Annotated in this window: 24 protein-coding genes and 1 tRNA gene; 19 read left to right on the top strand and 6 right to left on the bottom strand. The window is 55.4% G+C overall.

Translation table 11 applies throughout. The features are described from left to right. Position 1: 1 nt before the first annotated feature. From DESMU_RS05740 to DESMU_RS05715, 6 genes are all read right to left on the bottom strand, one after another. The gene (locus tag DESMU_RS05740; protein WP_013562652.1) at positions 2-934 is read right to left on the bottom strand and encodes an FAD-dependent thymidylate synthase; all 933 of its coding nucleotides are present in this window, start codon (positions 932-934) and stop codon (positions 2-4) included. Next, positions 935-1681 (bottom strand): anaerobic ribonucleoside-triphosphate reductase activating protein, encoded by a 747-nt coding sequence (locus DESMU_RS05735; protein WP_013562651.1) that lies wholly within the window; start codon positions 1679-1681, stop codon positions 935-937. 88 nt (positions 1682-1769) lie between these two features. Beyond that, complete coding sequence (locus tag DESMU_RS05730) at positions 1770-2417, bottom strand: DUF996 domain-containing protein (RefSeq protein ID WP_013562650.1); 648 nt, start codon at positions 2415-2417, stop codon at positions 1770-1772. A gap of 161 nt (positions 2418-2578) precedes the next feature. Beyond that, positions 2579-3403, bottom strand: coding sequence for a hypothetical protein (locus DESMU_RS05725; RefSeq protein ID WP_013562649.1), 825 nt, complete (start codon positions 3401-3403; stop codon positions 2579-2581). A gap of 53 nt (positions 3404-3456) precedes the next feature. Further along, the gene (locus DESMU_RS05720; protein ID WP_013562648.1) at positions 3457-5352 is read right to left on the bottom strand and encodes an anaerobic ribonucleoside triphosphate reductase; all 1896 of its coding nucleotides are present in this window, start codon (positions 5350-5352) and stop codon (positions 3457-3459) included. Positions 5353-5480: 128 nt separating this feature from the next. Continuing rightward, positions 5481-6170, bottom strand: coding sequence for a 16S rRNA methyltransferase (locus tag DESMU_RS05715; protein WP_013562647.1), 690 nt, complete (start codon positions 6168-6170; stop codon positions 5481-5483). An 80-nt stretch (positions 6171-6250) separates the two neighbouring features. Between DESMU_RS05715 and DESMU_RS05710 the strand changes: the two genes are divergently transcribed. The 19 genes from DESMU_RS05710 (at position 6251) to DESMU_RS05625 (ending at position 17233) form a co-directional block, all read left to right on the top strand. Further along, the gene (locus DESMU_RS05710) at positions 6251-6589 is read left to right on the top strand and encodes a ribonuclease P protein component 4 (RefSeq protein ID WP_013562646.1); all 339 of its coding nucleotides are present in this window, start codon (positions 6251-6253) and stop codon (positions 6587-6589) included. After that, entirely contained in the window at positions 6529-6846 is a 318-nt protein-coding gene (locus DESMU_RS05705) for a YhbY family RNA-binding protein (protein WP_013562645.1), read from the top strand. Before DESMU_RS05710 ends, DESMU_RS05705 begins: the two co-directional genes overlap by 61 nt. Further along, on the top strand, positions 6821-6949 hold the full coding sequence (locus DESMU_RS07270) for a hypothetical protein (RefSeq protein ID WP_280980593.1): 129 nt from the start codon (positions 6821-6823) through the stop codon (positions 6947-6949). The genes DESMU_RS05705 and DESMU_RS07270 overlap by 26 nt, the downstream gene beginning before the upstream one ends. 39 nt (positions 6950-6988) lie before the next feature. Further along, positions 6989-7468, top strand: coding sequence for a 30S ribosomal protein S19e (locus tag DESMU_RS05700; protein ID WP_013562644.1), 480 nt, complete (start codon positions 6989-6991; stop codon positions 7466-7468). A 20-nt stretch (positions 7469-7488) separates the two neighbouring features. After that, the gene (locus DESMU_RS05695; protein WP_013562643.1) at positions 7489-7836 is read left to right on the top strand and encodes a DNA-binding protein; all 348 of its coding nucleotides are present in this window, start codon (positions 7489-7491) and stop codon (positions 7834-7836) included. A 10-nt stretch (positions 7837-7846) separates the two neighbouring features. Further along, positions 7847-8005: a 50S ribosomal protein L39e gene (locus DESMU_RS05690; RefSeq protein ID WP_013562642.1), complete on the top strand. Its 159-nt coding sequence runs from the start codon at positions 7847-7849 to the stop codon at positions 8003-8005. 11 nt (positions 8006-8016) lie between these two features. Next, positions 8017-8298 (top strand): 50S ribosomal protein L31e, encoded by a 282-nt coding sequence (locus tag DESMU_RS05685; RefSeq protein WP_013562641.1) that lies wholly within the window; start codon positions 8017-8019, stop codon positions 8296-8298. 73 nt (positions 8299-8371) lie between these two features. Beyond that, complete coding sequence (locus DESMU_RS05680; protein WP_013562640.1) at positions 8372-9061, top strand: translation initiation factor IF-6; 690 nt, start codon at positions 8372-8374, stop codon at positions 9059-9061. Continuing rightward, positions 9061-9321: a 50S ribosomal protein L18Ae gene (gene rpl18a / locus DESMU_RS05675; RefSeq protein WP_013562639.1), complete on the top strand. Its 261-nt coding sequence runs from the start codon at positions 9061-9063 to the stop codon at positions 9319-9321. Before DESMU_RS05680 ends, rpl18a begins: the two co-directional genes overlap by 1 nt. Further along, the gene (gene pfdA, locus DESMU_RS05670) at positions 9318-9779 is read left to right on the top strand and encodes a prefoldin subunit alpha (protein WP_013562638.1); all 462 of its coding nucleotides are present in this window, start codon (positions 9318-9320) and stop codon (positions 9777-9779) included. Before rpl18a ends, pfdA begins: the two co-directional genes overlap by 4 nt. Before the next feature lie 5 nt (positions 9780-9784). Continuing rightward, a complete protein-coding gene (gene ftsY / locus DESMU_RS05665; RefSeq protein ID WP_013562637.1) occupies positions 9785-10675 on the top strand; it encodes a signal recognition particle-docking protein FtsY in 891 nt (296 codons plus the stop codon). A 16-nt stretch (positions 10676-10691) separates the two neighbouring features. Beyond that, entirely contained in the window at positions 10692-10871 is a 180-nt protein-coding gene (locus tag DESMU_RS05660; RefSeq protein WP_013562636.1) for a SecE/sec61-gamma family protein translocase subunit, read from the top strand. Positions 10872-10876: 5 nt separating this feature from the next. Beyond that, positions 10877-11368, top strand: coding sequence for a transcription elongation factor Spt5 (locus DESMU_RS05655; RefSeq protein ID WP_013562635.1), 492 nt, complete (start codon positions 10877-10879; stop codon positions 11366-11368). A 2-nt stretch (positions 11369-11370) separates the two neighbouring features. Further along, on the top strand, positions 11371-11883 hold the full coding sequence (locus tag DESMU_RS05650; RefSeq protein WP_013562634.1) for a 50S ribosomal protein L11: 513 nt from the start codon (positions 11371-11373) through the stop codon (positions 11881-11883). Next, positions 11883-12524, top strand: a complete 642-nt coding sequence (locus tag DESMU_RS05645) for a 50S ribosomal protein L1 (RefSeq protein ID WP_013562633.1) — start codon at positions 11883-11885, stop codon at positions 12522-12524. The genes DESMU_RS05650 and DESMU_RS05645 overlap by 1 nt, the downstream gene beginning before the upstream one ends. 11 nt (positions 12525-12535) lie before the next feature. Continuing rightward, positions 12536-13543: a 50S ribosomal protein L10 gene (locus DESMU_RS05640; RefSeq protein WP_013562632.1), complete on the top strand. Its 1008-nt coding sequence runs from the start codon at positions 12536-12538 to the stop codon at positions 13541-13543. A gap of 310 nt (positions 13544-13853) precedes the next feature. Continuing rightward, on the top strand, positions 13854-14174 hold the full coding sequence (rpl12p, locus tag DESMU_RS05635) for a 50S ribosomal protein P1 (RefSeq protein ID WP_013562631.1): 321 nt from the start codon (positions 13854-13856) through the stop codon (positions 14172-14174). Positions 14175-14364: 190 nt separating this feature from the next. Next, positions 14365-17043, top strand: a complete 2679-nt coding sequence (gene alaS, locus DESMU_RS05630; protein WP_048078587.1) for an alanine--tRNA ligase — start codon at positions 14365-14367, stop codon at positions 17041-17043. A gap of 115 nt (positions 17044-17158) precedes the next feature. Further along, a tRNA-Arg gene (locus DESMU_RS05625) sits at positions 17159-17233 on the top strand. The last annotated feature ends 10 nt before the right edge of the window (positions 17234-17243 follow it).

Raw genomic sequence — 17243 nt, 5'->3', positions numbered from 1 at the left:
ACTAGCTGCCTGGCTCCAGGTCGCCGTGCCCGCAGCCAGCACCCCTTAACGCGTTGCGGATGCACTCGGCTATCCTGTCTCTTGGGACGAGCTCTGGGCATCTCTCAACGGTAGGCGTGCACGAGCCGCTTAGGTATTCGTCGAGGGTGCAGGGTGCGGCCCTAACCCTCGCGTCCTGCAGCACGCACCTGGGCCCCGCGTACTTGAAGAGCTCCGGGGCGACGCGCCGCAGCTCCATGAGCATCTGCCACGCTACGTTCCTCACCTCCCACTGCGCCCTGCTGCAGGTTCTAAGCGGGATGAATACTTCGAGGAGCTCCCTGGCGTTCATGGACACCAGTAGCCGGGTTTTCACAGCCTGCGGCAGGAGGTATCTCGCGTCCTCGAAGGAGATGCCGCTGGCCACGGCCCTGTAGTAGGATTCAACGCCTCTGAGCAACGCCTCTAGGAACCCTTTGTCCTCGGCCTCGACCACGCGGGGCGGCACTATGAAGGCCTCCGCTACGACGTCGAGCAGGTCGTGGAACCCTGGGCTCGAAGCGGAGAGCGAGCCGAGAACCCTGAGGAACGCTCCGTAGTCCTCGGCATAGGGGATCCCGGTGAGCTCGCACGCCTTCTTGATCATCCCCCTCAGGTACTTATCGCTGTACCTCTGGGAGAGCTGTGAGAAGGATGCGTGCCTGTGCCTCACCAACTGGTGGCTGCACGCCCTGCTGCACACTACTTCGAAAACGAACAGGGAGTGTTCGAGGGGGGAGCCGTGCCCGCGTTTAACGAGCTCCCTGACCCACTCCTCGGCTCTTTCACCACTCATCCCCTCGCTTATCGAGGTAAAGTCCTTCGGCGAGAGCGTTAGCTTCGACGCCGACGCGATTATCCTCGGGGAGTCGTGTAGGTAGGCGACCAGCCTCGCGCTGGGGAGATGCCTGCACACCTAGCGGGGCACCTCCCTCACCACCGTCTTGAACCCGCGCCGCCTGAACGCTTCCGCCACGGTCTCAACCTCCGGGGCATCCGGCATACAGTGCCTGCTGCACCATTCAAGGTCTCGCGGGTCGACCAAGGGCTTCGTCAGCAGGGGGTTCACGACAACGGTGGTCTTATCCACGTGTTTCCCGAGAACCGGGAGCACTGCTTCAACAGCCTCCTCGATGCTCCCGGCGGTGAGCCCCTTGGCAACCGGTATCCTGAGTTCCAGGGGTATCTCGTTCTCAACCACTAGTCTCAGCGAGTCCACGTAGAGCTTGAAGAGCGTGCTTGATGAAAGCGGGGTCCCGGTGAGCTCGGCGAACGGTGTTTTAAGGTCTGTTGCAACATGGTCGATTAAACCCTCTTCCACCAGGGTTTTAAGCGGCTTGTAAAGCGTGAGATTAGTGTTGACGCTTACGGGGACCCCTATCTCCTTCACCCTCCTGAAGAGCCCGGCGAGCCCCCTGTACTGTAAGAGGGGTTCTCCCCCGGTGACGTGGAGGTAGTCTATGAACCCCTTGCTGGAGTCCACCTCGCTGAGCAACCTGTCGACATCCAGCGGCCTACACACCTCCCTGTCCCCTGTGGCGAGCCTCCAGTTGTGGCAGAAAGGGCACTTCAGGTTGCACCCGCACAGCCACAGCGTGAAGGTCACAGAGCCGTGCACATCCACCAGGCTTACATTCTTCCACCCGGACCCGATGAGCTCCATGCTAATCTCCACCGCCCACGCTAACTGCTCATCTCCCGAGTAGCTAAAAGCTGTTGCCTCCCTCTAGGCGCTGAGGTGAGGAGGAAAACTACGGCTGGATCTTGTTCCCCGCCGGTGCCTGCTCCGACTGCCGTGGTTCCGGCGCGAGCAGGAAGGCGAACGCGGCGGGCACCCAGGCGGTGAGCGGTGCAACGTAGGCGATGATAACGAACGCTATGACCCCGGGCACTATCGACAGCGACGCATCCGCCCAGGCCAGCACCGCGGCGACCGCCGAAAGCGCGAACGCAGCACCGGTGCCCGCCACCATGGCGACGCCAGCGGCCTTGAAGAGTTTTTCACCGGTCTTGGAGGCCAGCGCGTCGAAGGCCTTCCTGAAGAGCGTTGCCCCGGCGAGCTGCGACGCAGCCAGCACCAGTAGTGCGGCGCGCCCGAAAACCCTCGGGGTCGGAGAGCAGAACCACCACTCGCACAATGTCGCCTCTAGGTACGCCGCGTACAGCCCGAGCGCGGCGAACACGGCGAAGCCCACCACCTCCACGGCGACGGCTTTCACGGCCCACTTATACGCCGACTCCTCGCCGTACGCCTTTGCCACCTCTCTCAACCCCTCAAGCACGAGCAACAGGCCCACGAACGCGGCGAACGGCGCAAAGAAGCCGAGCACCAGCGGGGCCAGCGCCACGATGAGCGCGCCCGCGCCCGCCAGGATCTTGCCCTCCCTGAAGCCACCCATACTCGGCCACCGCTTAAAATTGTGTGCACTCCACTATTTAACTACTGTGGGCAATGCGTAAACAACTCCACAACCGCGGTTGGCAACTGGCAATGCCACATGGCACCAAGTGCTCTTCCTTTACAAGCAGGGGTAGGAAAAACTTTGCACACGAGGAGGGCTTAGGCGGGCTCGACATACAGGATTATATGTATGTCGCCGTAGAAGCCTGTGGCGGGGATCGCCACGGCGATCTCCACCTCGGCGCTCTCGCCGGGCATGATGACCACGGGCAGTTGCGTCAGGGGTCTGACGGGGAAGCCCTCCTTGCACCCAATCCCGACCACCTTAACCGGGTAGCTGGCCTGCGAGTAGATCCTGATGGTCTCGTTCATCTCGTCGCCCGACGCTACATACCTCCAGGCCGTCGACCCGAGAGCGTATACCCCCGTGACATTACCGGAAACCTCGGCCTTGACGAGGATCTTGGAGATGTAGATCAGAGGCGGAACGAACAACTCTTTGTAGATGCCGTGTGCGGTATCGTTGTATATCAGCTTCGAGGGCATAGTCCCCATGAAGAAGGCCACCCTAAACCTAGTGTAGTTGCCGGGCGTCACCGTGAGGGAGCCGCAAGTCACTTCGAACGGGGCGGTGCATATCGGCCGGTGGGCGTTACCGAACCTATCGATCAGCACGAAATTGCCGGTCGTAATCGCCCAGTTGCCCTCGCCGTTGTACCCGGCTCTTATCTCCAAGACCACGATGCCGAACATCGTGTCGCTCACTAGATTGTCGTATATCGCCCTCTCGACCGCGAGCTCGCACTTCTCGGCGGACGGCGGTGGAGGGGTCTGCGTAACAGTGGTTGTCACCGTGGTCGTGAGGGTCGTTGACTCGGCGACGGTGTAGGTCCTGCTAGGGGACCCGTAGTACCCTGCTGTAAAGGATGCTAGTGCAACCGCGATGGCTGCAGCGATTGTGATGAGTGTGCGGGATCCGGTCATGGTCTATCCCTCCTTGAAAACTACGTGGGTGGAGCGTTAGAAAACTGAGGTCGTCAGACCCCGTAGTGGTGCCTGGTCCAGAACTCCTTTCTCCTCTGCGGGTTCCAGTTCTTCAGGGGCCTGTAGTATCCGATGATCCTGCTCCAGACCTCGACTTCCTCGCTCCCGCACCTGGGGCAGGCTCTGTGTAGCCCCGTGTACGTCTTGTTGCATCTCGGGCAGTAGGTGAGTGCCGGCGTGAAGCTCCAGTAGACTATGTCGGTCTCCATTATTCTCTTGGCTAGCTTGGCGAGGGCCTCGGGCTCCGGCTCCTCCGCTAGGAATATGTGCATCATTACTCCGCCGGTGAAGTACTTCTGAACCATGGCCTCCACCTCTATCCTCTCGGGTAGCTCCATCTCCGAGGCGTAGTAGGGTGCTATGCTGGTCGAGTAGACCGGGTTCGAGGGGTCGGGCAGGTATTCGGCTAGCTCCGGGTGCCTCTTCAAGTCTATCTCCGCCATCCTCGGCGAGGCGGACTCGGCGGGGACCTCTTCGACGTTCCACGGCGTGCCCTCCTCCCTCATCCACCTTCTGGCCGTCTCCGTCGCGTGCTCCACTATTCTCCTCATGAGCTCGCCGGCTCTCAGCCAGTCGCTTCTACCCCCGTCGAGCCATAGCTTGGGCTCCTGCATCAGTATCGCGGCGGCTTCGGGTAAGCCTATCAGCCCTATGGTGTTGAAGTGTGTGCCGGGGAACTCCGGCATGTACTCGGTGATCATGTAGTAGAAGCCGGGGTGCTCCCGGAGCATCCTGACGTAGCGGTTCCTGAACCAGTTGACGGCTTCCCTCACCAGCCCCAGCGCCTCGTCGTAGAGCTCCCAGAACCTGTCGTCGTCCCCCCTGGACTCCAAGGCTAACCTGGGCAGGTTGACGTCTACGACGTTCACGCTCCCCGTTATATCCGGCATCGCCCAGAGCCCGCCGAACCTCTGCCTCTCCATCTTACCCCAGTACTCCTCCCGGAGGGCTTCGGCATCCTTCCTGAGGCTTGAGAGGCTGAAGCCCGTGTTCTTGTAGGCGTAGAGGAGCTCGTTCTTCTGGATGCTTAGGCGGCAGCACATGGCGTAGCTCGCGTCGGGGTCGACGACCCTGGTGTTGAGCCAGTAGAAGCTCCCCCGCTTGGCCGCGGTCTTGAACACGGCTTCATGTATCTCCGGGTCCTCCCACAGCATCTTAGCGGTGGTCATGAGCGTCGGTATGGGGAAGGTGAACGGCTGCCCGACGCTGTCCCCGTTCATGTAGTTCTCGAAGAGGGCTAGGAGGAAGGTCTTGGCCTCCTTCTCGTAGGCTCCCAGGGGCTCGGTCTTCCTCCCGTCGTACACGGCGTAGTCGCCTTCCAGGGCTTTCCTCGCGGCGTCCATTATTATCGTGAAGTTCGTGAACGGGGTCTGCAGGCCGATCCTCGTAGGGTAGTTCAGGTTGTAGAGGAGCCTCTGGATGTTCTGCCTCACGGCACGGTAGTCGGCGCCGTCCCCCCTGATGAAGGGCCCGGCGTACCACTCGACGCTGGAGAACGCCTGCGCACCCGTGAAGTAGTGCTGGAGCGTGATGAGGTAGTTCGCCACGTGGTCTACGAAGGTGTCGAGGTGCCTCGCCGGGCGGGATATAACCGTCGGGGTCTTCAACCCTTTCTCAAGCAGCCTGGCCAGGCTGTGCCCTGTGCAGTAGGGTATGTAGAGGCTGTGCGGGAGCTTGTGAATGTATATCAAGCCGTCCCTGTGCGCCCTCAGGATGTGGCCCGGCAGGAGGCCGAGTAGGTCGCGCTTCATGTATTCCTCGAGGAGGTAGCTGAAGAAGCTCCCGGGCCCAATGTACCTGTTGGCATTCTCGTTTACATCTAAGCTGCTCCACCTAATGTACTCGGTAAATGGGTCCTCTACTCCTACACGTGACTCCCTGACCTGCATAAAGGTGCCTCCTTGAAGCCTAGTAATAGGGCCCCCGGTATTTATGCAGGTTTGACAGCCCTGATTCAACCCACTGGGGGATAACAGGGTTATGGTGTTTCATCAGTGTGCACGGGCCTGGAAACACGTTATGATAGAACTCCGAGTACTCTTTCAGCGCCCGCTATCACCCTGGAGACAACGATCCATGTGGCGAGCGGCTCCCTGTGTATCGAGTAGCATCTGGATGCGTGTCTAAGGGTTTCCTCCTCGAAGTCGCCGTGGGGGAATCCACCTACTCCTACTGCGAGCCCCTCCTCCAGTGCCTCTCTGGCAACATCCTCTACTCTGTGTGGCTCACATGCTTCTCTCAGCAGTATCAGCCCCCTGGCTCCCGCAGCCTCTAGGAGCCTTTCAAGAGGCATGGTCTCCACGCGTAGAAGGGGGTTCGCGGAGCCCGGGGGTATACTGCCCTCCTTGAACAACTGCTCCATTAGCCCTGTGAACCTGTTGTAGTTCCTGGGTATCCTTGTAGAGGGGTTTATGAGGATTGCATGGCCGTTCAATGTGTGCACGTAGATCTCCATCATACCTGCCTTGTTGAGCGGGCTTTCAAGGGCCTCTAGGAGGCTTACATGCACTATGTCTGGTCTCCCACGTTTATGTTTAAGGGGCAGCCTCTTCATCGCGTGGTAGTGGATGCTTACATCGAGCAGTATGTCGGTGGGCTTCTTGCCTCTTCTCGCAGCGCTCTTGACTACTGCTGGGTGCGCTGCTATGCTTGCTGGAACAGTCTCCAGGGAGGCTTCAAGCAGTATTATCTTCAGCTTCCCCGACACTTCAATCACTCCTTTCAGCGATTTAATACGGGGTTTAAGGGATAATTATGCTGCGTGCCCGCTGGGAGGGGCCGGGTTACTTGGCGAGGAGCAGGTACATCAGGGAGGTTGCAAGGGAGAGGATGATGCTTCTCTACAAGTACTCGCTTGAGGAGGCTAGGAGAGGGGATCTCGGGTTAGCCAGACGCTACATCGAGATAATGCTGAGGATCGCCGGTAAGGCGGGTGTGAGGCCGCCAAAGTATATTAGGAGAGGTTACTGTAGGAGGTGTCATACACCATTAATACCTGGTTTAACCCTGAGCGTGAGGATCAGGGGTAGAGGCAAGGGGTCTAGGGTAGTATACAGGTGTTTAGAATGCGGGTGGACGAGGAGGTTCATGATAAAGGCATCCGGGAGAGGATCAAGGCGAGAATAGCTGGTAAAACCGACCTTCAGCTCGGTAAGAACGGGTTGACACAGGGCTTCATAGATGAAGTGAAGCTCAGGCTCGAGAAGCATGGAGTGGTCAAGATAAGGGTGTTGAAGTCCTTTAGGAGTAACTACACGGGGGACTTAGAGGAGCTCGCTGAGAGGATAGCTGGATTAAGCGGTGGGAGAGTATACGAGGTCAGGGGCTTCACAATCACGCTTGTAGCTACTCCCCGGCGTGAGGGAGAAGGCCGCCCTGGTTGACTGTGGAGCTGTAGCAGTGCTCGCTCACACAGTGGTTCTCCCAGTACTCATCATATATAAAAGCCTTGAAGCAATAATTAAGGGGGTAAGGGTGATTAATTAAAAAGGCTTAGCCACTAGGTGGTTACCAGGGTGGTCAGTGGTGGTTACAGCACTGGAGGTTCCAGCCGATAAGCTCATCAACAGGCTCGCAGAGTACCTGAAGGAAAACGTCCCGGAAGTGAAGCCTCCCGAGTGGAGTATATTCGTCAAGACGAGCTCGCATAAGGAGAGGCCTCCAAGCAACCCGGAGTGGTGGTACTATAGGGCGGCAAGCATATTGAGGAAGCTCTACAAGGCTGGGAGGCCTGTCGGCCTCTCAGAGCTTAGGAGAGAGTATGGTGGTAGGAAGAATAGGGGTGTGCGCCCTGAGAGAACAATACGTGCCCCCGGCGGTGCCATCAGGAAGATCCTCCAGCAGCTTGAGCAAGCCCAGCTTGTGAGGAGGACTAGGAGGGGTAGGGTTCTAACCCCTCAGGGTAAGTCGATGCTCGACCGACTGAGCTTCGAGATACTTGTAGAGCTCAGCAGGGAGAACCCGGAACTAGTGAAGTACCTGCCTCCGCAGGCTGCTCAAAGGTAGGAGGATACGGGGTCTTATACATGTCCTCGGAGACAGGCTACGGTAACGAAGGCTATGACGAGGAGCTTGAGGCCCTTAGGAGGAGGAAGCTTGAGGAATTACAGCGCCGTATAGAGGAGGAGAAGCAGAAGCGCTTAATGATAGACACGGCTCTCAGGAGGATTCTCACGCCTGAGGCAAGGGAGAGGCTGAACAACCTGAGGCTCGTTAAACCCGAGCTGGCCGAGATACTTGAGCAGCAGTTGATAGCACTGGCTCAGAGCGGCCGTGTGAAGATACCTATAACGGATGAGTTTTTAAAGAGGCTCCTCTCAGAAATATATGAGCAGACCCATAAGGAGCCAAGGATAGAGTTCAAGAGGAAGTAGGTGTTAAACCATGGCTAGGTTTAAGCACGTCGCCAGGAAGCTCAGGCTTGCTGCAGCGTTGAAATCCAATAGGGCTATACCGATCTGGGTGTCGGCTAAGACACGTCTCAGAGTGAGGAGGGGGTTCGCCCTGAGGAACTGGAGGAGGAGTAAGCTCAAGAACATCTAGGGGTGGTTTAGATGAGTGAGACCGGTAGCATGGTTAAATCCACGCATGTAATACCCTTGGGGAGAGTGTATTTCGGGCGACGCATGAACAGGGCTGACAGGGCTGTCAGGCTTGTGAAGAAGTATGTTGCAAGACACTTCAAGGATGCAGAGAAGATAATAGTGGATCCCCTTCTCAACAAGTATATATGGTCCAGGGGGCGGGAGAAGCCTCCCCGCAGAGTAGTAGTGGAGGTAAGGTTCGATAAGGAGAGCAAGGAGGCAAGGGTTTTCCTCAAGAGGTTGAAGCGCTGACGGCGCCATTCGTTATTAACCCCGCTGACTAAATATATCTCCGTGATCACGGTAGTCGACCACGGTGGTACTAGTGGAGATCACGAGGATGAGCTTCTTCGGCAACTCGAACATCGGGGTCTACGCGTACGTTAACGGCAAGGTGCTGATACTGCCCCCCGGCATCAGTAGCCACGATGTAAGGGAGCTCACAGAGGTTCTAGGTGTTGAAGCAGTGGTTGAGGCAAGGGTGGCTGGCACAGTGTTGAATGGTGTTTTCACAGCCGGCAACGATAACGCTATTATTCTTCCAAGGGTTATCTTCGCAGATGAACTCGAATACATTAAGAAGCAGCTTGACAGCCGGGGCATCGATATACGCCTCCATGTCTCTGGTTCACGTTACACTGCACTGGGGAATCTCCTGTCATGTAATAACAAGGGGTGTATAGCAAGCCCCCTCCTGGAGAAGGAGGAGGTTGAAGAGTTACGTGGAGTACTAGGCGTCGAGATCCTTCAGACACGCCTCGTCAACCTTGATATCCCTGGAAGCGTGCTCGTGGTTAACGATCACGGGGGCGTCGCCCACCCGGATGTGAGCGAGGATGATTTGAAAACGGTTGAAGGCGTCCTAAGGGTTAGGGTTGAACGGGCCACCGTCAACGCCGGGGTCCCGTTTGTGAAGAGTGGTTTATTAGCCAACAATCACGGTATAGTTGTAGGTGGCAGTACAACAGGACCCGAGATACTTAGGATTAGAAGGGGCTTTGGAGGTGGTGAGTAGTGGAGGTTAAAACATACAGGGTTACAGGCTACATGTTGATCAGCCATGACAGGTACCCTACATGGCAGAAGTTCACGAAGGAAGTGAGAGGCGTCGACGAGAAGGATGCACTGGAGAAAGTGTACTCTATACTGGGAAGCAACCATAAGTTGAAGAGGTATCACATAAGGGTTGAGAGTGTTGAGGAGATAGATCCAGGTGAGTCAAGGAACCCGTTTATAAGGCAGTTAGCGCAAGCAGAGAGGATTGTGAAGCCATGAGTACCGGGGGCCCCCAGCAGTCGGGTAGAAGCGTGTCACTCGAGGAACTGGTGGCTAGGATCAACGAGCTGAGGGAGTACGCTAACATACTGGCCTCCACGATAAACAATTATCTAACCCAGCAGAGGGAGCTTCAGCTCGCCTTGGAAACCTTGAAGAGCCTGCCTGAGAACGGTGGAGAGGGCTTCATAGTGGTAGACAGGTTGTCAACAGCGATGATCCCGGCGACAGTGGATAAAGAGTGGAGTAAAAGAGTGCTGGTTCACCTTGGGCTAGGCTACTACTTGAAGACGGATAGGGATAGAGCAGTGGACATAGTGTCCAGGAGGAGTGCGAGCCTGGAGAGGTTGATCAACGAGTTGGAGAAAAAGTATAGTGCTGTCGTCGGAGAGATGAATAGGCTCAGAAACATCCTTGAGACCACGTATAGCAGGGTTCAGGAAGCAAGCGGAGGATAATGTAGTTGTTTAGGAAGCTGAAGGAGGCATTTGCAAGATTCATAGATACGGCGTCCTCCATCCTTACCTCGAGGGAGAAGCTCCTCGAGGCGATAGAGGAGTTTAAACTAAACCTGGTGGCCAGCGACGTCGCCTACGAGGCAGCCGAAGACATAGCTGCCCAGCTATCCAGGCGCGTCGAGGAGGGGCGGGTTAAGCGCAGGGAGGACCTCGTTGAGGCGTTGAGGGAGATACTCCTAGGCTACTTCACCAATCTAGGTGCACTGGACCTCGTATCGCTTGCACGCTCAAGGAAACCGTTTAAAATAGTCTTCCTAGGGGTCAACGGCGTCGGGAAAACCACGACCATTGCAAAGATCGCCGTGTACATGAGGGGAAACGGGTTTAAGCCGTTAATGGTTGCAGCCGACACGTTTAGAGCCGGTGCACAAGAGCAGTTGAAGATACACTCGGAGAGAACAGGCATACCTGTCTTCACAGGCAGGTACGGGTGGGATCCAGCTGCCCTAGCGTACGACGCGGTACAGTACGGGGTCGGCAGGGGCTTCGACGTGTTCCTCATAGATACAGCTGGGAGAATGCATGTAGACGTTGACCTCGTGAACGAGTTGAAGAAGGTTGTAAGAGTTGTTAAACCCAATGTAAAAATCCTGGTTGTCGATGCTTTAACAGGCAACGATGCAGTGGAGCAGGCTAGGTTCTTCAACGAGGCGGTCGGCGTTGACGGAGTGGTTGTAACAAAGGTGGATGCATATGAGGAGGGAGGTGTGCCATTAAGCCTTGCCTACGTCCTGGGAAAGCCAATACTCTTCGTGGGGGTTGGGCAGGACTACAAGGATTTAAAACCTTTTAACCCGATTGAATACGTTGATAGGGTTTTAGCTGGTTTACGATAGGTAGAGGTGTCGCTGTTTGGATCTACGCGAACTAGTGGACTCTTGGAGGAGGATCCTGCTGATAGCGTCGAGGCCCGGGTTAGACGAGTATTTAACGGTGCTTAAGATAAGTCTACTCGGGCTCGCCCTGGTTGGAGGAATATCATTCGCCATAAGAATGGTATTCTACACCTTCCTCTACCCGTACACCGGGTGATCGTTTTGGAGGATCAGCAATCCAGCGGTGAGGAGCAAGCCAGGATCTATGCTGTGAAAACCACTGTTGGAAGAGAGCTGGATGTGGCATTCATCATCAGTATGAGGGTTGAAGAGAAGAAGGCTAAGGGCGAGGAGACAAGTGTTAGAAGCATCATCATACCGCCCGACATAAAGGGCTATGTCTTCCTCGAAGTAGAGAAGCTAAGCGAGCTTTACAGGGTTGTATCCGACATAAGGTATGTGAAAGCAGGGAGACCAATGAAAATAGCCTACGAGGAGCTTGAGAAGCTCCTGAAGCCCAAGCCCGTGATAGAGGAGCTTGACGTTGGCGACATAGTGGAGATAACGCGCGGGCCGTTCAAGGGCATGCGTGCCAAGATAACCGGTGTAGATAGAAATAAAAACATGCTTACAGTGAATATTTTAGAAGCCACGTTCACAATACCCATCACGATACCGGGTGATTACGTTAAGAAGATGAGTAAGGGTGCGTAGAAATGGTGAAGAAAACCATAAAGGTCATGGTGGAGGGAGGAAAGGCTACACCGGGTCCACCCCTAGGCCCGACTCTCTCACCCTACAAGGTCAACATACCGCAGGTCGTTAAAGCAATAAACGATGCAACGAAGGACTTCGAAGGGTTATCGGTCCCAGTGGAAATAGTGATAGACACCGACACAAAGGACTTCGAGGTACGTGTAGGCATACCCACTACTACAGCCCTCCTCATGAAGGAGGCCGGTGCCAAGCAGCCCACAGGGGATCCAGCACACCAGAAGATAGGCAACATCTCGTTCGAGCAGGTTGTGAAAGTCGCGCTTTTGAAGAAGGAGTCGCTGTCAGCTAAAACCCTGAAGGCAGCTGTGAAAACCATCCTTGGTACGGCTAGAGCCATAGGTATAACTGTTGACGGCAGGGACCCTAAGGAGGTCCAGAAAATGGTTGATGAGGGTGCTTACGACGAGATCCTCTCGAAATACGAGGAGGAGTGGAGTAAGGGTGGTGAGTGATGCCTGCATACACTCGTGAAGCACTCGCAGAGGCAATAGGGAAGGCAATAGAGCTCGGCAAGGGGAGGAGGTTCAAGCAGAGCGTCGAGATGATAATAGTGCTCAGAGACGTGGATGTAAAGGGGCAGGCAGGCAAGATAAGGGAGTTCGTAACCCTACCGAAGGGAAGAGGCAAGGAGAGAAGCGTGTGTGTTGTCGCAGACGGCGACCTCGCAGCTAAAGCCAGGGAGGCAGGAGCCAAGCTCGTGTTAACGAGCCAGGATCTCCAGGGTATTAATAAGAAGCAGGCGAAGAAAATAGCGGGGCAGTGCGACTGGATCCTGGTTAGAACAGATCTCATGGCTGTAACCGGCCGCGTACTCGGGCCTGCACTCGGCCCCAGGGGTAAGGCACCAGTGCCGCTGCCGGCTTCAGCCGACATCCAGGGCCTTATCAAAAGATATGCGAACACCGTTGTAGCCAGGGTTAAGGATCAACCCCAGATAATGGTTGCCATAGGCACAGAGGACATGAAGCCCGAGGACCTGGCTGACAACGCGCTGGCCGTGCTCTCCGCCATAGAATCCAAGCTCCCCTCAGGCATGGGTAACATAGGTAAGATAGTTTTCAAGACCACTATGGGTATGCCAGTGGAGGTTTAGAGGTGGTGTGCATGGCTGTCACCGGTAGGGAGATACCGAGATGGAAGGCAGAGATAGTTGAGGAGCTGGTTGAACTCCTCCGGAGGCACCGTGTGTTCGCATTGATAGATACCACGGGTATACCCGCCAACCACATCCAGATGCTTAGGAAAAAGCTACATGGCAAGGCCGTGTTGAAGGCGGTGAAGCCGAGGCTACTCGGGATAGCACTGGAGAAAGCAGGCATAAACCCCGAGCTCTTCAAGGAGCACTTAACAGGTCAGGTGGTGGCGGTATTCACGGATATGAATCCCTTCGAGCTTGCAATGCTAATGGACAAGTATGTGACGAAGACGTACTTCAAGCCAGGTGAGAAAACAGATAAGGAGATAGTTATACCCGAGGGCAACACGGGTATACCCCCCGGCCCCATGCTGAGTGTTTTCGGGAGACTCAAGATACAGACCAAGGTTCAAGGCAACGTTATCTATGTTGCAAAGGATACTGTTGTAGCCAAGCCTGGCGACGTTGTCTCCAGCGATCTCGCAAGCCTCCTGCAGAAACTAGGGCTCGCGTTAAAGGAGATAAGGCTTAGACCGAAGCTGGCCTACGACGGCGTCGTCATACCGGGCGATAAACTAGTGTTAAACCTAGAGGAGTATAGCGGCATGTTGACCACTGCACACCTCGACGCGTTGAAGATAGCGGTTGAACTAGCTCTACCTGAGCCAGGCGTACTGCAACTAGTGCTGGCCAAGGCGCAGAGACAGGCACTCTCCCTCGCCATCGAGGCAGGGTTCATAACACCTGAGACAGCTGAAGCAGTGTTACTGGCAGCCGTGGCTAAGGCCAACGCGCTTGCAGCCGAGGTAGCCAAGCACGCGCCCGAGCTCGGCTTAGAGGTTAAGCAACCAGTGCAACAAGTGCAACAGGAGGCTAAGGGGAAGGAAGGGGAGAAGAAGGAGGAGAAGAAAGAGGAGGAGTCTAAGGAGCTCAGTGAGGAGGCTCTCTCAGAGGGCTTCTCAGCCCTCTTCGGGTAGGCCGGCTTAGGCAAGGTGAGCCTTGTTTTACAAACCTTTCCCGGATACATCTAACCCTTCCCGCTCTGAAGGATGAGGATCCCCTGTTCAGGGATCCACTGGTTCCCCTCACTTGTTAAAGGTTTACAATCGGAAGCCTCGCCCTTAAGGGTGGGGGAGTCAGACCTGTAAAGCCCCAGGGGCCTTGTCAAGCATTGATCAGCTCTCAGTGGCCCGGTGTGTTAAGCCTCTACTCGGGGTGGAAGCTTTAAAAACCGTTTCTCAGATTTAAATCCAGCAGTAATGCTTTAACGCGTGGAGGTGGTGAGGTATAGAGTACATATATGCGTCTTTACTGCTGTACAAGGCCGGTAAGGAGATAAGTGAGGAAAACGTGAAGAAGGTGCTGGAGGCAGCCGGCGTAGCCGTCGACGAGGTAAGGGTGAAGTCACTTGTAGCGGCGATCAAGAACATAGATATAGCTAAAGTCCTCGAGCAAGCGATCGCAGCCCCTGTAGCGGCTGCCCCAGTGCAGGCTGCCCCGGCCACTGCCCCAGCAGCCGAGGAGAAGAAGGAGGAGAAGAAAGAGGAGGAGTCTAAGGAGCTCAGTGAGGAGGCTCTCTCAGAGGGCTTCTCAGCCCTCTTCGGGTAGAATCCGGGGCCTTAATCCTTTTATACCCCGAGTACATTATGGCTTTTTAAGCGGCATGGATGATGGCTATGCGTATTTCTCGATGCCACGGGTCCTGGTGCAGTCATCTTGAACCACGCCCGGCTCCTGGGTGGTGTGAGCTGTGACTGGTAAAGTCAGCTTCGAATACCTGCGTAAATACGGGTATGAGATGTATAGGTGTAAGAAGTGCGAGGAAGGCGTGCTGTGGAGCAGGGTTCCAAGGGACACGTGTCCAGACAGGCCTTGCAGCAAGTACGAGTTCCTCTACAAGGAGTATAAGCGCGTGAAGCCTTTAAGCCTCCAGGAGGTAAGGGAGAAGTTCATAGGGTTCCTCAGGTCTAAGGGGCATGGAGTAGTGGATCCCTACCCTGTCCTAGCTAGGTGGAGGAACGACCTTTACCTCACCATAGCATCCATAATAGTGTTTCAGCCAGCTGTAACAGAGGGCATAGTCGACCCACCGTACAATCCCCTTGTGATAATCCAGCCATCCATAAGGTTGAGCGACATAGACAACGTGGGCTTAACGTTCGGGAGGCATTTAACCAGTTTCGAAATGGGCGGGATGCACGCGTTCAACAAGCCTGGCAGATTCATCTACTGGGTTGAGGGGATACTCGATAACACTATAGAGTTCTTCAATAAGGAGATAGGCATAGACCTGGACGACCTGGTGTTCAAGGAGGGATGGTGGGAGGGGGGAGGTAACGCTGGTCCAGCTCCAGAGGTGCTTGTCGACGGCATGGAGCTTGCTACACTTGTCCACATGATGTACAAGGTTGTAGACGGCAAATACGTGGAGAACCCTGTCCTAGTCGTTGACTGCGGCTACGGTATTGAGAGGATAGCATGGTTCACTCAGAAGACGCCGACAGGCTTCCACGCCATATACGGCAGGTTGATCAACGAGTACAAGGATGTCTTAGGCGTCGAGGAGCCCCCCTACGATGTCTTGAAGAAGGCCGTGTACATGTTGAGCGATAGGGAGATAGAGGGTATTCGAGAGTATGAGAGGGCTCTCCGCGAGCACGGCTTCGGGGATCACATAGATGAATTCGTCAAGGTGATATACCTCTACAGCGTGCTAGACCATGCGAGGACAATGAGCCTGATGCTTTCAGACGGCGTCGTCCCCTCGAACACTGGTGAAGGATACCTGGCGAGGCTGGTGATCAGGCGTCTCCTCAGGAACCTTGTTAGACTAGGGGTGGAGCCGGCTAGGCTCACCGATGTGGTTCAGGAGCTCCTCGACAGGCAGATAAAGTACTGGAAGAACGACTACATATACGGCAAGTTTGAGGCTCACAGGGATTACATAATGGATGTGGCTGCTGTTGAGACAGCCAAGTTCATTGACGCGGTGAGCCGCGGCATAGACATAGTTGACAAGCTGTTGAAGAAGAGGAAGAGCCTGGGTTTAGACGACTTGATCACAATATACGACTCCCATGGCATACCGCCTGAATTCGTTGCTGAAAGGGCGAGGGAGCATGGTGTAGAGGTCTCGATACCAGGCGACTTCTACTCCAAGATAGCTCAGAGACATTCCTCACCCGGGGTTCTAGTCAAGGAGAAGGAGCATGAATTCCCAAGCGATGTGGTTGAGTGGGCTTCCCGCTTCCCTGGGACTGTGAGAGTATTCCACATGGATCCATACTTAACCAGTGTGGAGGCACGCGTCCTAGGCGTCAGGGACAGGTACCTGGTTCTCGATAGGACGGTAATGTATCCATGGGCTGGTGGACAGGACCACGACACAGGCTTCATAGAGGTTGCCGGCAGGCGCTACGCGGTGGAATACGTGGGGAAGGTAGGGAATGTAATAATCCATGTGTTGAAGGAGCCAGTTGAGATTGCAGAGGGCACGGTTGTCAACGTCTCAATAGACTGGTATAGGAGGTATAGGTTGATGAAGCATCATACAGCGACCCATGTGGTGCTGGCTGCAGCGCGAAGAGTGCTCGGCGACCACGTGTGGCAGGCTGGCGCTGAGAAAACTGTTGAGAAAGCTAGGCTGGACATAACTCATCACAAGTCGTTGACGCCGGAGGAGTTGCGGAGGATAGAGGATCTCGCGAATAAGCTCATAGAGGATAGGATCAACCTACGCTTCCACGAGATGGGTAAGTTCGAGGCTGAATCGAAGTATGGGCTACGGATATACCAGGGTGGGGCAGTGTACTCACCGATCCTGAGGATAGTTGAGATACCGGGATGGGATGCCCAGGCATGCTTCGGTACACACGTCCATAATACCTCTGAGATCGGTGGTGTGAAGATAGTTAATGCTGAGAGAATACAGGATGGGGTAGTAAGGTTGGAGTTCATAGCGTCGACCAGGCTCGTAGACCACATACGGTCACTTGAAGGAGAAATAGATGAGGCCCTAGCAGTCATGGGGGCGAGGCAGGGAGACCTGGCTTCAGCCGTGAGAAAGATGAGCAGGGAGCACGCTGAGGTCAGCAAGCTGCTTGAAGAGTACAGAGCCCGCCTGGCCGATACCCTGGTATCCCAAGGGGTAGCCGGGAAAACCAGTATCTGCGGTGTAGATGTAACATATGTGGAGCTACCGGTACGCGACGAGAAGCTGCTTAGACAAGTACTCGAAGAACTCTCACTCAAACAAGGGATCCTCACAGTTATAGATGCAGGGGAAACACTGGAGATAGCTGTGAAGCCGGAGAAGGCATCGGAGAAGAACATAGACCTCAGGAAGACGGCTGCAAGGCTCTCAGCTAAGGGGGCTAAGGGAGGCGGCAAGCCGGATCATGTAGCACTGAGGAAAACCAGTGCACTGAGCAGGGAAGACGTAATAAGCGAGCTAGAGAACACGCTATGCACGCAATGACGCCTGTGAAACACTGGTTTTTCCTCTATCACTGGGTCAATCCTACGGGAAGGAAAGCGTCACCTGGGTGTCAGATATATAATTCCCTTGCCTGGATTATGATTGTGGTTGGAGTGGGCCCGTCGCCTAGCCAGGATAGGGCGCCGGCCTTCTAAGCCGGAGGCCCGGGGTTCGAATCCCCGCGGGCCCGCTCCGTGGTC

Origin of the sequence: Desulfurococcus mucosus DSM 2162 (genome assembly GCF_000186365.1) — an archaeon.
GTDB lineage: Archaea > Thermoproteota > Thermoprotei_A > Sulfolobales > Desulfurococcaceae > Desulfurococcus > Desulfurococcus mucosus.
The sequence above is the reverse complement of the archived record's forward strand: the minus strand, read 5'-3'. Positions and strand labels throughout refer to the sequence as shown.

Coding starts and splice junctions, on each gene's coding strand:
- DESMU_RS05730 (WP_013562650.1), bottom strand. CDS start 2,417: ATGGGTGGCTTCAGGGAGGGCAAGATCCTGGCGGGCGCGGGCGCGCTC.
- DESMU_RS05725 (WP_013562649.1), bottom strand. CDS start 3,403: ATGACCGGATCCCGCACACTCATCACAATCGCTGCAGCCATCGCGGTT.
- DESMU_RS05690 (WP_013562642.1), top strand. CDS start 7,847: ATGGCTAGGTTTAAGCACGTCGCCAGGAAGCTCAGGCTTGCTGCAGCG.
- DESMU_RS05705 (WP_013562645.1), top strand. CDS start 6,529: ATGCGGGTGGACGAGGAGGTTCATGATAAAGGCATCCGGGAGAGGATC.
- DESMU_RS05735 (WP_013562651.1), bottom strand. CDS start 1,681: ATGGAGCTCATCGGGTCCGGGTGGAAGAATGTAAGCCTGGTGGATGTG.
- DESMU_RS05685 (WP_013562641.1), top strand. CDS start 8,017: ATGAGTGAGACCGGTAGCATGGTTAAATCCACGCATGTAATACCCTTG.
- DESMU_RS05645 (WP_013562633.1), top strand. CDS start 11,883: ATGCCTGCATACACTCGTGAAGCACTCGCAGAGGCAATAGGGAAGGCA.
- DESMU_RS05720 (WP_013562648.1), bottom strand. CDS start 5,352: ATGCAGGTCAGGGAGTCACGTGTAGGAGTAGAGGACCCATTTACCGAG.
- alaS (WP_048078587.1), top strand. CDS start 14,365: ATGTATAGGTGTAAGAAGTGCGAGGAAGGCGTGCTGTGGAGCAGGGTT.
- DESMU_RS05640 (WP_013562632.1), top strand. CDS start 12,536: ATGGCTGTCACCGGTAGGGAGATACCGAGATGGAAGGCAGAGATAGTT.
- DESMU_RS05695 (WP_013562643.1), top strand. CDS start 7,489: ATGTCCTCGGAGACAGGCTACGGTAACGAAGGCTATGACGAGGAGCTT.
- DESMU_RS05650 (WP_013562634.1), top strand. CDS start 11,371: ATGGTGAAGAAAACCATAAAGGTCATGGTGGAGGGAGGAAAGGCTACA.
- pfdA (WP_013562638.1), top strand. CDS start 9,318: ATGAGTACCGGGGGCCCCCAGCAGTCGGGTAGAAGCGTGTCACTCGAG.